Source organism: Streptomyces sp. BK208 (assembly GCF_004364245.1).
GTDB lineage: Bacteria > Actinomycetota > Actinomycetes > Streptomycetales > Streptomycetaceae > Streptomyces.
In genome coordinates, this window is record NZ_SOAV01000004.1 from 342,792 (window position 1) to 354,887 (window position 12,096).

Here is a 12,096-nt window from a genome sequence, read left to right on the forward strand (position 1 = left end):
CGGATCAGGCGTCGAAGTCGAGGGTGATCTCGGGAGTGCGGGGCCTGGCGCGGCAGACGAGCGTGTAGCCGGCGGCGCGGTCGCGTACGTCCAGGGCGTGCTGGCCGTCCGCTGTCACCTGTCCGGATACGACCTTCGCGCGGCAGCTGCCGCAGACGCCCTCCCGGCAGGCGTAGGGCACGTCGGGGTGGCTGCGCAGCAGTGCGTCGAGCAGGACCGGGTCGTCCGGCAGGACGGTGGCGGCACGGCGGCGCCCGTCGAGCAGGGCCGTGACCCGGTACTCCCCCGCCCTCGGCGCCTGCCCGAGCGGCTCCGGCTCTGGTGGCTGCCTGTCCTCGGCGGTGAAGAGCTCCCAGCGGACGAGCGAGGGATCCGCACCGAGGCCTGCCAGCACGTGCCGGGCGGTGGCGACGAGGCCGGGCGGTCCGCACAGGGCGAACGTGGTGTCCGGGCCCGGCCGGGCGTCCACGGCGGCCAGCAGCCGACGCACTCCGGACGCGTCCAGCCGCCGTGCGAGCGGACCGCCCCCGCTCCCCCGGTCGTCCCGCGTCAGCACGTACAGGACGGTGAAACGGTCGACGAACTCGTCCTTGACCTGCGCCAGTTCATCGGCCAGCACGGCGTCGGGGGAGGTGCGCACCGAGTGGACCAGACTGACGCGGCAGGTCGGGTCCCGGCGCAGGGCGTGGGCGGCCATCGGGGCCAGGGGGGTGATGCCGGTGCCGCCAGCGAGCAGCACATGATGGGCGCCCGGCAGCCGCGGCAGGGCGAAGGCGCCGGTGGGCGCGGAGAGTTCCAGACGCGCCCCCGGTACGAGCCGGGTGGTGGCGTACTCGCCGAAGCCGCCCGGGCCGGAGCGTTTTATCACCAGGCGGAGCGCCGAGGGGGCGTGCGGTGGTGGGCAGAGCGAGTAACTGCGGAGCAGTTCGGTGCCGGCGGCCTGCCGGTGCCGGACGACGACGTGCCGGCCGGGGTGATGGGCGAAGACATCGCGCAGGTTGGTGGGCACGTGCAGGGTGACGGCGACCGTGTCGGCGCTCAGGTGACGGACCTCGCGGACGTCCAGCGGGTGCCAGCCGAAGCGGCGGGGCTGGCCGGCCGGTGCCTCGTCGAGGGGGGCGGGCGGGGCGGTGTTCACGGTGTGCCTCACAACGCGGTCAGGTGGGGGAAGGGCTCGCGGCACGCGGTGCACCACAGCACCGACTGACAGCGGGCCGGGCCGAAGGCGCTATGCGGCCGGGTGGCCCTCGAGCCGCAGTGCGGGCAGGGCACGGCGCCCAGCGCGACGGGGACCGGGCTGTCGGGTGCCGGGGTCGCGGGTGGCGCGATGCCGTGCGCGACGAGGGCGCGCCGCCCCTCGGGGGTGATGCGGTCCGTCGTCCAGGGGGGTGTCAGGACGTGCCGGACGCGGCCGTCCGGGTGGCCGCAGGAGGTCAGAACCTCCCGCACGGCGGCGGTGATCTCGGCCAGCGCGGGGCAGCCGAGGTAGGTGGGTGTGATCTCCACCTCCAGCACACCGTCGGCGCCGGGGGCGACGCGGCCCACCACGCCGAGGTCGCCGAGTCCGATCACCGGCAGTTCCGGGTCCGGGAGCGCGGCCACCCGCTCGCGCACCTCCTGGGCGGAGCAGCGGGCTGTGACCGGTGCGGGCGTGGGTGCGTTCACCAGGCACCTCCCGGGAACTGCCTGCGCACGGACTGCAGTTCGGCGATCAGTGGCCCGAACTCCTCGCTGTGCAGGCCCGCGCGGCCGCCGGTGGCCGACCAGGTGGGAACGGGCACGGCGAGGCCCGCCTCGGTGACGACGCCGGTGACCCGCCCGAGCCACGTGTCACGCAGGGGTGCCGGGGAGGGCACGGTGCCGGCCGCGGCCAGGCGGCGCAGGAGGTCGTCCTCCTCGAAGAGTTCGCCGGTGTAGGGCCACACCCGCTCCAGGGCGTGTCGCATGCGGCGCGCGCTCTCGGCGGTGCCGCGTCCCAGAGTCTCCGTCCAGCGGTCGGCGTGCAGCCGGTGGAAGGCGACCTCCTTGGCGGCCCGGGCCCCGAACGCGGCGAGCTCGGGGTCGGCGCAGTGCGCGAGGTTCTCGTAGTGGAGGACGGCGTAGTGGGTGTAGGCGAGTTGCCGGGCCACCGTCACGGCGAAGTCGCCGTTGGGCAGCTCGGTCAGCAGGGCGTTGGTGAACTCGCGCTCCGAGCGGGTGTAGGCGAAGTCGTCCTCGGTGCGGCCGGTTCCGTCGAGGCGGCCGGCGCGGGTGAGCAGCGCGCGGGCGTGGCCGATCAGGTCGAGGGCGATGTTGGACAGGGCCAGGTCCTCGTCGATGGTCGGCGCACGGGTGATCCACTGGCACAGCCGCTGTCCGAGGACGAGCGCGTCGTCACCGAGGCGCGTCGCGTACCGGGCCAGATCGGGGTGGGCGGCGGACGGCGGCACGTCCGGCAGGGTGCCGGGGCGCACTGCCACAACGTCACTCGTCGTGCTCACCTTCGGGGCCCTTCTCGGTCAGCGGTGCGTAGTGCTCGGGGTAGCGGTACGGCTTGTGGCGGGCGCCCGCGAAGTACGGGTCGCGTTCGTCCGGGGAGGCCGTGTGCACGGCGTCGGAGCGGACCACCCACAGCGACAGGGGCTCGCCCCGGCGCGTGTACAGGTCGCGGGCGGCCGCCAGTGCCGCGTCCGGGCCGGCGGCACGCACCGACCCCACGTGCTGGTGCGCCAGGCCCCTGCGGGCACGCAGGAACACCTCCCAGGACGCCGGCGCGCCCTGTCGTGCCGCGCTCATGCGGCCGCTCCCCGCGGCTCGTCCGTCCTCGCGGCGTACGCGACGACGGCCTCCCTGACCCAGGCGCCGCCCTCGTGCGCGGCCAGGCGGCTCGCGACGCGCTGCCGCGCCCAGTGGGTGTCGTCACCCAGGGCGGTGCGGTAGGTCTCCCAGTCGACGGGCGTGAAGTCGTAGTGCCCGCGCTCCTCGTTCCAGCGGATCGCCGGGTCGGGCAGCGTCAGGCCGAGGCGCTCGGCCTGCGGGACGCAGGTGTCGACGAAACGCTGGCGCAGCTCGTCGTTGGTGTGGTGCTTGATGCCCCAGGCCATCGCGCGGCGGGAGACCGCGGCCCCCAGCGCCGCGGTCCGCGCGTCGGCGCCGCCCGCCTCCGTGTCGGGCGGTCCGAACATCAGCGCCACCGCCGGCAGCCACCAGCGGTTCACCGCGTCCTGCGCCATCTCCTTCTGCTCCGGGGTCCCCTCGCACAGGGTGCGCATCAGGTCGTAGCCCTGACGTACGTGGAAGGCCTCCTCCTGGCAGACGCGGCGCATCGCCCGGGCATAGGGCCCGTAGGAGGTACGGCACAGGGGTGCCTGGTTGATGACGGCTGCGCCGTCCGTCAGCCAGGCGATGGCGCCGGTGTCCGCCCAGGTCAGCGCGGGATGGTTGAAGGCGGCCGAGGCGCGCTGCCGGCCGTGGTGCAGGGCGTCCAGCAGGTCGGCGCGGTCCACGCCGAGTGTCTCGGCCGCGGAGTACAGGTACAGGCCGTGGCCCGCCTCGTCCTGCACCTTGGCGAGCAGCACCGACTTGCGATGCAGGGACGGGGCTCGGGTGAGCCAGGCGCCCTCGGGCTGCATGCCGATGATCTCGGAGTGGGCGTGCTGGGCGATTTGACGCACCAGCATGCGGCGGTAGCCGTCGGGCATCCAGTCGCGCGGTTCGATCGTCTCGCCTTCGGCGATGAGCGCGTCGAAGTGGGCGAGCAGGTCGGCCTCGTCCGCGGTGGCGGAGGCCGTGGTGGTGGCGGTGGTCGACGCGGTCACCGGACACCGCCCGGGCGTGCGGTGACCGTCGCGGCGGTGCCGTGCTGCGGGCACCGTCGCGGGAACCGGACCCGTACCGGCTGCCTGGGCACGCACATCACTCCTTCGGTTCGACGACCGCCCGCGCGGGATGCCGGGCGGAGCGGGTTGCTTCGTTGCGATAAGAGGCCGGGCGTGCGGCCCGCCTATCCCCGGCCCGCGAGGTTCGGGTGCGTGACAAAGCTCACGGGGCGGTCCGGGGAGTGCGGCCGGGCCGCGGCGGCCTCTTGAGGAGGTGACAGTCCGTGGACCGCGGCGGCCGGCACGCCGAGGCGAAAGGGGAAACCATGAGCACCATCAGGGAATTGCTGGTCGAACTCACCGGCACCGTCGAGTACGCCGACCGGATCGGCGACGACGCCGACCTGGCCGCCAGCGGCATCGACTCCGGGGACCTGGTGCGCCTGGTCCTGCTGGTCGAGCAGCGGCTCGGGGTCGAAATCACCGCCGAGGACATGGAGGGGCTGCGCACGATCGGTGACTACGAGCGTTTCGTGGCCGAGCGCGCGGGCGCCGGCGCGAGCGGTGGTGCGTGATGTGGCTGACACAGCTGCTGGAGCGCAACCGCCAGTGCCGGCCCGGCCGGATCGCGCTGGTGGACGACGAACGCAGCGTCACCTGGACCGAGCTGCACGACCGTACGCGGCAACTGGCGCACGGACTGGCGGAATTGGGCATCGGACGGGGTGACCGGGTGGCCGTGCTCTCCAAGGACCGGATCGAGGTCCTGGAGTGCTACTTCGCGTTGGCCCGTCTCGGCGCGCTGTTCGTGCCGCTCAATCACAGCCTGGCCGAGCTCGAGGTCGCCGGGATCGTCGAGCGCGTCGGCGCGGTGGCCGTCCTCGGCGAGTCCGCACTGCTCGACCGACACGCCGAACTGCCGAAGTCGGTGCGTCTCCGGGTCGCCGTCGACAAGCCAGCCTTCGCGGCGCTGGGCACCCTGGCCGAGGAGCGGGAGCTGCCGGACGTCGCCGACACCGACCCCATCGCCGTACTGCACACCTCGGCGACCACCGGGCAGGCCAAGGGCGTGACGGTCGACAGCGCGTCCTTCCGCGCGATCGCCCTCGGCTGGCTCGTGATGGCCCGCCCCACCGACGACATCGTCATGGTCAACTGCTGCCCGCTGTACCACGGCAGCATGGTCGTTTCCCTCACCTACCTGGCGGCCGGAGCGACGATCGTGCTGATGCCCGGATTCACTCCGCAGCGGGCGCTGTCGGCGGTGGAGCGGCACCGCGCCACGCATATGTGGCTGGTGCCTCAGATGCTGCGCTTCATGCTTCGGGCGAAGGCGTCCGGGCACACCGACCTGTCCTCCCTGCGGGAGGTGCTGTACGGGGCCGCCCCCATGCCGCTCGACGTCTACGCCGACGCGGTCGAACGGCTCGGGTGCGGCTTCCGGCAGGTGTACGGCATGACCGAGGTGGGGGGCCCGTTCGTCACGCTCGGTCCCGACGAGCACCCCGCGCCCGGGGACGTGACCGCCCGCATCCCGTGCGGACGGGTCGTGCCGGGCATGTCCGCCCGCGCTGTCGACGAGACAGGCCGGGAACTGCCGCCCGGCGAGATCGGCGAAATCGTGGTGCGCGGACCGGGCGTCATGCAGGGCTACTGGAACGACCCGGAGGCCACCCGCGAGATCACCCGCGACGGCTGGGTCAGGACGGGTGACCTCGGCTTCATGGACGACGAGGGCCGCATGAGCCTGGTGGACCGCACCAAGGACGTGATCATCCGCGCGGGTCAGAACGTCTACCCCTCCGAGATCGAGCGCGCCCTGGTGACCCACCCGGCGGTCCGGGACGCGGCGGTCGTCGGCATGCCCGACGAGGACTACGGCGAGGTGCCGCTGGCCTACGTGACCCTGGAGGCGGACGCGGAGCCGAGCACCGCGGAGTTGCTCGCACACGTGACGGCGCTGCTCGCGCCGTACAAGCGGCCGCGGCGGGTGGAGTTCGTCGAACAGGTGCCGCGCAATCCCGCCGGCAAGATCATCAAGAAGCTGCTGCGGGTATGAGGGCGCGCGAGGGCGGACGGCGATGAGTGAACGCCCGACGTGCCCCGGGCCGGCCACGACGCGGACGCCGTGGCCGGCCCGAGCTGGTGCGGAGCTTGTGCCGGCGGTTCGGGGTTGCGGGAGACCCCTGTGGTGGGGCCGGGCCGAAGAGGGGCCGCACCGTGGCAAGCCGCTGCCGTGGGTACGCGATGATTTGGCCGCGCTGCGTCCGCTCCTTCTCGCCGTCGGACTCGGGCTCGGCGTCGCCGCCGCATCCGAGCCGGGTGCGGAACCGGCCGGGCCCGCCGAGGCGGCCGCCGCGGCGTCGATGCCGGAGCAGCGGCGGCGGGAGTTCCTGGCCGGCCGGCGGGCCGCCCGCCGGGCCCTGTGGGCGGTGGGGCTGGACTGTGGTGAGATCCCCCGGTCGGGGCGCCTGCCGGTGTTCCCGCCGGGCCGGGCCGCGTCGATCTCGCACAGTGCGGGGATCGCCGTCGCCGTGGCGCGCGGTGCCGACGGGGAATTGCCTCTCGGCTGTGACCTGGAGCAGCGGCCCCTCCCCCGCGCGGCGGCCCGTCTGGTGCTGCGTGCCGACGAGGAGCCGCTGCTCGTGGTCTGGTCGGTGACCGCATTGTTCTCCGCCAAGGAATCTGCGTGGAAGGCCCTCGCCGCGGCGGACGGGGGCCTGCGGGACTTGCGGGCAACGTCCTGCGGGGACGAACTGCGCGTCTGCCTTCGCGTGGATCCCGCGCGTGCCGTGCGGGTGCGGGTCGTGCACGTCGGGGCGGCGGGAATCTTCAGTTACGTGACCGGCTGGGACGCCATCCCCGGCTGACAGAAGCCGCCCGTTCCCCGGGTGCGCCGGGGAACGGGCGGGGCGACGGGTCAGCGCTCCGGCGTCGTGCCGCCGTCCCGGTAGGAACGCCGCACCGCGCCGGCCGCCTTGTCGGTCTGGGCGTCGTACTTGTTGCCCGTGCGCTCGTCGACCATGCGCTCGGCGCCCGAGACGCCCTTGTCCGCCTGGTCGGGGTGACCCTTGGCCATCTCCTTGGCCTTGTTCATCATGTCGCCCAGCTTGCCCATGGGGGTACCTCCAAGAGGTGCGCGTGCGTCGTACCCCGCCGCAGGTACCCCTCAGGCCGCGGGCGAATCACCCCAGGTCGCCCACTCGGGCCGCCATGTTGCCCGCCGGGTGCCGGTTGTCGTGGATGAGCTGGTGGGCGAGGCCGATCTCGTCGAAGTCGAAGGTCTGGGACAGGCACGGATCGATGATCCCCTGGTCGATCAGCCGGGTGACCTCACGTGCTTCTCGTGCCGTGGCGACGTGCGAGCCCTGCAGCCGCTTCTGCCGCATCCACAGGAACCGCAGGTCGACGTCGCCGTTGTAGCCGGTGGTGCCACCGCACAGCACGACCATGCCGCCGTTGCCGCACAGGTACAGGGAGGTGGGGATGGTGTCGGCGCCGGAGTGTTCCAGCACGATGCGTGGACTGCGGCGCTCGCCCAGCACCTCCCAGAAGGCCCGCCCGAAGGCCCTGGCTCCCGACAGCCAGCGTGCCATCGCCGCTTCGTCGGAGGCGTCCGGGAGCCTCCCCCAGTGATCGAACCTCCGCCGGTCGATGAAGCCCTCGGCGCCCAGTTTGAGGCAGAACTCGCCCCGTTCCTCGCTGGAGACGACCGCGACGGGGATGCCGCCGACGTGCCGGACGAGCTGGATGGCGATGCAGCCCAGTCCGCCCGCGCCACCCCAGATCAGTACCGGGTCGCCGGGGCGGACCGTGTGCGGCGGCCAGCCGAAGAGCTGGCGGTAGGCGGTGGCGGCGGTCGCCATGTAGCAGGCGGCCTCCGCCCAGGGCAGCCGTGCGGGCTTCGGGTGGCACATGTAGTCGTCGACGACGGCGAACTGGGCGAACGAGCCGTAGTTCTCCTCGTAGCCCCACACCCGCTGGGTGGCGGACCACGTGGGGTCGCCGCCGAGACGGATGTCCTCGGCCTTCTCGTCCCAGCGGTTGGCGAGGACGATGACCTCGTCGCCGAGCCCCACCCCGCGTACGTCCTCGCCGACCGCCCACACGATCCCGGACAGGTCGGAGCCGCCGATGTGGAAGTCCTCGGCGGCGCCGGCCTTCTGCCGTGCGGCGATCACGTCGAGCGGCGAACCGAGTGCCGCCCAGACGTTGTTGTAGTTGATGCCGGCCGCCATCACCTTCACCAGGACCTGGCCGCGCCCCACGGGCGGCACGTCGACCACCTCGGTACGGAAGGCGTCGACGGGCTGTCCGTAGCGCTCACGGCGGATGAGCGAGGCGTACATCTTCTTCGGGGCGGTGCCGATCTCGGGGGCGTCACCGAGTTCGTAGAGATCCTGGGTCGCTTGCACGCTGGTTCTCCTCGTCGCACGGTTTCACGGGGAAGGGGGTGTGCAGGCGCGGTCGCCGAGGGCACGTAGTGCCTTCGTCACCGCTTCGCCGATGCGGGCGATGGGTTCGGGTTCGGTCATCTCGTAGTGGCCGCAGGGCACGCGGTGGTCGTGAAGGGTTCCGTCGACGTGCGGCCGCCAGCTGTCGGCCTTGCCGGGCAGCACCGCCAGATCCGCCGGGTGTCGGGTGCGCTGCTCCTCGACGGCGCTGAAGAACAGCACGTCACCGCGGTAGGTGCCAGGGGTGAAGTGGGGCGCGATGCGCAGGTTGTTGCGCATGACGGCAGCGATGGCGGCGGCCTCGGCGCCGCTGACGGGGACGCTCGCCGGGTCGGCCGCGACGCGGGCGCCGATCTGGTCCAGGACGGCCTCCACGGAGGTCTGTGCGTCGACGGGGATTCCGGCCACCCTGGACAGCAGGGCGGCGACCTGACGTTCTGTGGCGTCAGCGTCGTGTGCCGTGCCGTGCGGCTGGGGCGCGTCGAGCATCGCGAGGAGTTCGACCTGCTCGCCGTCGCGTTGCAGGGCGCAGGCCATGGCGTGGGCGACGAATCCGCCGTAGGACCAGCCCAGCAGCCGGTAGGGGCCGCGGGGTTGCACCCGGCGTACCAGGTCGAGGTAGTGGTCGACCATGGCGGTGGCGTCAGGGGCGGGCGGCCGGGTGCCGTCGAGGCCGGCGGCCTGGATGCCGTAGACGGGCTGATCGCCGCCGAGGTGGGGCAGCAGGCCCGTGTAGCGCCAGGCGACGCCCGCGCCGGGGTGGACGCAGAACAGGGGGGCGGCGCTGCCCTCGGCACGCAGCGGCAGCAGCGGGCCGAGCGCGGAAGAGGTGGTCTCGGGGGCCGGCCCGTCCGGCCGGCCGGCCGCGGCCAGGACTCCGGCCACGGTGGGCGCGGCCAGCAGGGTCGCCGCCGGGACTTGGAGGACGCCGGTCTGGCGCAGCCGTCCCGCCAGCAGCACGGCGCGCATCGAGTCACCACCGAGGTCGAAGAAGTTGTCGTGCACTCCGATGCCGCCGATGCCGAGGGTCTCCTCCCAGAGCCGGGTGACCTCCCGTTCGCGGTCGTCGCGGGGCGGTACGTGTTCGGTCGTCAGCCGGGGCCGGGGGGCGAGGCCGGGGCCTGCCGTCGTCGTGGTGTCGTCGGAGGGGGCGGGCTCCGTCCGGGCGCCGGGCGCGTCGATCCAGTGACGGTGGCGCTCGAAGGCGTACGGAGGCAGCGGCACCCGCCGGGGTGCGCCCGGCACCGGGGGCAGCGCGCGGTCCACGCCCGCGCTCCACAGCCGTCCCAGCGCTTCGGCGAGGACGAAACCGTCGGACGCCTCGGCCTTGGCGTGGCGCATGGTGGTCACCGTCATCGGCGTCCGGTCGGTGAGGCGGCCGGCGGCGAGCTTGCTCAGGGTGTCGCCCGGCCCGATCTCCACGAGCACGGGGTGCAGCCGGTCCCACAGGGCGGTGATGCCGTCGGCGAACCGCACGGTGTCGCGGGTGTGGGCGAGCCAGTGCTGGACGGAGGTGGCCTGGGCGTCGGTGACCCAGGTACCGGTGACGTTGGTGACGTACGGGATGCGCGGCGGACGCAGGGTGACCTGGCGCAGGTGGGTCTCGTAGGCCGGCAGGACCGGGTCCAGGACGTGCGAGTGGGCCGCGACGGGGATGCGCAGGCGGCGGAACGGGATGCCGCGCCGGGTGAGTACGGCCTCGAAGCGGGTGACGGCGCCGAGGTGTCCGGCGACCGTGCAGGCGGTGGGGCCGTTGACAGCGGCGAGGGACAGGTCGGTGTCGAGCAGCGGCCTGATCCGTTCGGCCGGAGCTGCGACGCCGACGGTGGCTCCGCCGGCGGAACTGATGAGCCGGATGCGTTCGGTGACCAGGGGCAGCATGTCGGCGAGGTCGATGACGCCGGCCAGGCAGGCGGCCGTGTACTCGCCGAGCGAGTGGCCGATCAGCGCGTCGGGGCGCACGCCCGACTCCATGAGCGCACGGCCCAGGGCGTACTCGGTGACGACGAGCCCGAGGAAGGCGGAGGTGTCGTCGGGCCGTTGCTCCTCGAAGAGGGCGGTGCGCAGGTCGGCACCGAGGACGGGCCGCAGGATGCGGGCGCACTCGTCGACGGTGTCGCGGTAGACGGCCTGGTCGCGGTACAGCTCCTTGCCCATGCCCGGGTACTGGGTGCCGCCGCCGGGCAGCAGGAACGCCACGCGGGCCGGGGCGTCGGCGAGCGGAGGGGCGGCCGGGGTCGCGGAGCGCAGTGCGTCCAGGGCCTCCTTGCGGGTGGCCGCCGTGACGGTGAGCCGGTGTCGCAGTGCGGGCCGGTCGGTGCGCAGGGAGTGGGCCACGTCGTCCAGGCGCAGGTCGGGCCGGCGTTCGAGGTGCCGGGCGAGTGCGGTGGCCTGGCCGCGCAGGGCGCCGGCGGTGCGCGCCGACAGGGGCAGCACCAGGCGGCGGCCGTCGTGGGGCGGGCGGGGCGGGGCGGGGGGCGTGCGGGGGGCTTCCTCCAGGATGACGTGGGCGTTGGTGCCGCCGATACCGAAGGCGCTGACGGCCGCGCGGCGGGGGTGGTCGCCCTCGGGCCACTCCTCCAGCGCGGTCGGCACGCGGAAGGGGCTCGCGTCGAAGTCGATGAGCGGGTTGGGCCGGTCGAAGTGCAGGCTCGGCGGGATCTGCCGGTGCTCCAGGGCCAGGACCGCCTTGATGAGTCCGGCGATGCCGGCGGCGGCTCCGAGGTGGCCGATGTTGGTCTTGACCGAGCCGAGCGCGCAGAACCCGGTGCGGTCCGTGCTGTGCCGGAAGGCTTCCGTCAGGGCGGACACCTCGATGGGGTCGCCGAGTTTGGTGGCGGTGCCGTGCGCCTCGATCAAGCCGATGGTGGCGGCGTCGACCTCGGCCTGGGCCTGCGCGGCGAGGATGACCTCGGTCTGTCCGGCGGCGCTGGGCGCGCTGAAGCCCACCTTGCGCCGGCCGTCGTTGTTGACGGCGCTGCCGCGGATGACGGCGCGGATGCGGTCGCCGTCGGCGAGGGCGTCCTCGAGCCGCTTGAGTACGACGGCGCCCACACCGTCGCCGGAGGAGGTGCCGGCGGCGTCCGCGGCGAAGGCGCGGCAGTGCCCGTCGGGCGAGAAGGGCCCGTCGGGTACGTGGCGGTAACCCAGTACTGCGGAGGGGTTGAGGGAGACGGCGGCGGCGAGCGCGGTGTCGCAGCGGTGGTCGAGCAGGTCCTGGCAGGCGGTGTGCACGGCGACCAGCGCGGTGGAGCACGCGGTCTGCAGGGACACGCTGGGCCCGGTGAGGCCCAGTTCGTAGGACACGCGGGTGGCGAGCGTGCCGAGGGAGTTGGCGGTGGCGGCGTGGACGAGCGCCACCGAGCCGGGCTGTCCGGCGTAGCGGGGGTGGACGTGGGCGGGGTAGTAGCGGCTGTCGCCGGCCCCCGCGTACACGCCGAACGCCTCCCCCGCACGGTCTCCGCCGAGGCAGCCGGCGTCCTCCAGGGCGTGGTAGGCCGTCTCCAGCAGCAGCCGCTGCTGGGGGTCGACGACGGCGGCCTCGGCGGGGCTGTAGCCGAAGAAGCCGGAGTCGAAGCGGTCGATGCCCTCGACCACCGACGCCATGCGGATCAGGGCCGGGTCGTCGAGGTCTCGCGCGTCGCCGCCGACGGCGAGGAACTCCTCGTCGGTGACGGGCCGTACGGACTCCCGGCCGGCCGCGAGGTTGTCCCAGAAGGCGTCGAGATCGTCGGCGCCGGGGAAGCGGCCCGCCAGGCCGATGACGGCGACGGCGGGCAGGTCGTCCTCGTGGGATGCGGTGGTGTTGTGCACGGCCTGTGCCTCGTCCTCTCCCGGTTCGGTGG

11 protein-coding genes are annotated in these 12,096 nt (G+C 73.7%); 3 read left to right on the forward strand and 8 right to left on the reverse strand.

Translation table 11 applies throughout. From position 1 onward, the window contains the following. Positions 1–4 precede the first annotated feature (4 nt). Genes EV562_RS12585 through paaA form a run of 5 tightly spaced genes read right to left on the reverse strand, consistent with a single transcriptional unit; the run spans position 5 to position 3,740 of the window. Positions 5–1,138: a 2Fe-2S iron-sulfur cluster-binding protein gene (locus EV562_RS12585; RefSeq protein ID WP_208298338.1), complete on the reverse strand. Its 1,134-nt coding sequence runs from the start codon at positions 1,136–1,138 to the stop codon at positions 5–7. A gap of 8 nt (positions 1,139–1,146) precedes the next feature. Further along, positions 1,147–1,665: a 1,2-phenylacetyl-CoA epoxidase subunit PaaD gene (gene paaD, locus EV562_RS12590; RefSeq protein ID WP_208298339.1), complete on the reverse strand. Its 519-nt coding sequence runs from the start codon at positions 1,663–1,665 to the stop codon at positions 1,147–1,149. Further along, a complete protein-coding gene (paaC, locus tag EV562_RS12595; protein WP_133887054.1) occupies positions 1,662–2,438 on the reverse strand; it encodes a 1,2-phenylacetyl-CoA epoxidase subunit PaaC in 777 nt (258 codons plus the stop codon). Before paaC ends, paaD begins: the two co-directional genes overlap by 4 nt. 25 nt (positions 2,439–2,463) lie before the next feature. Beyond that, positions 2,464–2,775: a 1,2-phenylacetyl-CoA epoxidase subunit PaaB gene (gene paaB / locus EV562_RS12600; RefSeq protein WP_125188764.1), complete on the reverse strand. Its 312-nt coding sequence runs from the start codon at positions 2,773–2,775 to the stop codon at positions 2,464–2,466. Further along, complete coding sequence (paaA, locus tag EV562_RS12605) at positions 2,772–3,740, reverse strand: 1,2-phenylacetyl-CoA epoxidase subunit PaaA (protein WP_243860052.1); 969 nt, start codon at positions 3,738–3,740, stop codon at positions 2,772–2,774. Before paaA ends, paaB begins: the two co-directional genes overlap by 4 nt. 383 nt (positions 3,741–4,123) lie before the next feature. Here paaA and EV562_RS12610 point away from each other — a divergent pair, with 383 nt between their 5' ends. The 3 genes from EV562_RS12610 (at position 4,124) to EV562_RS12620 (ending at position 6,667) form a co-directional block, all read left to right on the forward strand. Continuing rightward, entirely contained in the window at positions 4,124–4,372 is a 249-nt protein-coding gene (locus EV562_RS12610) for an acyl carrier protein (protein ID WP_133886866.1), read from the forward strand. Beyond that, entirely contained in the window at positions 4,372–5,856 is a 1,485-nt protein-coding gene (locus EV562_RS12615; RefSeq protein WP_133886867.1) for an AMP-binding protein, read from the forward strand. Before EV562_RS12610 ends, EV562_RS12615 begins: the two co-directional genes overlap by 1 nt. Positions 5,857–6,049: 193 nt before the next feature. Then, positions 6,050–6,667: an enterobactin synthetase gene (locus EV562_RS12620; protein WP_243860040.1), complete on the forward strand. Its 618-nt coding sequence runs from the start codon at positions 6,050–6,052 to the stop codon at positions 6,665–6,667. Positions 6,668–6,717: 50 nt separating this feature from the next. Here the strand turns inward: EV562_RS12620 and EV562_RS12625 are convergent, their stop codons facing one another. From EV562_RS12625 to EV562_RS12635, 3 genes are all read right to left on the reverse strand, one after another. Further along, positions 6,718–6,915, reverse strand: coding sequence for an antitoxin (locus EV562_RS12625; RefSeq protein ID WP_077799488.1), 198 nt, complete (start codon positions 6,913–6,915; stop codon positions 6,718–6,720). Between the two features lie 67 nt (positions 6,916–6,982). Further along, positions 6,983–8,212, reverse strand: coding sequence for a crotonyl-CoA carboxylase/reductase (ccrA, locus tag EV562_RS12630; protein ID WP_133886868.1), 1,230 nt, complete (start codon positions 8,210–8,212; stop codon positions 6,983–6,985). A gap of 24 nt (positions 8,213–8,236) precedes the next feature. Continuing rightward, entirely contained in the window at positions 8,237–12,064 is a 3,828-nt protein-coding gene (locus EV562_RS12635; protein WP_133886869.1) for a type I polyketide synthase, read from the reverse strand. Between the last annotated feature and the right edge of the window lie 32 nt (positions 12,065–12,096).